Consider the following 453-nt stretch of genomic DNA (forward strand, 5'->3'; position numbering starts at 1 on the left):
GCGTGGTCGTCCATGGCGACGAGGCGGCTGTTGGCGATGGCGGTGCGGTGGGTGTAGCGGGCGAGATAGGCGAGGACGGCGGCCGGGCCGCCGAAGGGCGGCTTGGCGAAGACCACCCATTCGGCCCGGCGCAGCGGCGCCAGATGCGCCTGGAAGGCCGAGGGGACGGCGAGAGGGGCGAGGTCTCCGAAGAAGCCGAGCCGGGCGTGGGCGGCGGCGAGCTTGTCGAGGAAGAGCCGGCGGAAGAGGCGCGAGAGCACGCGGACCGGCAGGAAGAAGCCCGGCCGGCAGGCGATCCAGCGTTCGCCCCCGGCTTCCGCCGGGGCAGGCTTGGGCGAGAGCCCGCCGCCGGGGACGATGCAGTGGATGTGTGGATGGTGGGTGAGCGCCGAGCCCCATGTATGCAGCACCGCGACCAGGCCGATGCGGGCGCCGAGATGCCGGGGATCGGCG

The 453-nt window shown here is 74.0% G+C and carries 1 protein-coding gene; it reads right to left on the reverse strand.

Annotated elements, in window-relative coordinates:
- On the reverse strand, positions 1–453 hold a 453-nt coding region (locus FFK22_RS42260; RefSeq protein WP_186002992.1), incomplete at both ends, for a transposase.

Origin of the sequence: Mycobacterium sp. KBS0706, assembly GCF_005938675.2 — a bacterium.
GTDB lineage: Bacteria > Pseudomonadota > Alphaproteobacteria > DSM-16000 > Inquilinaceae > Inquilinus.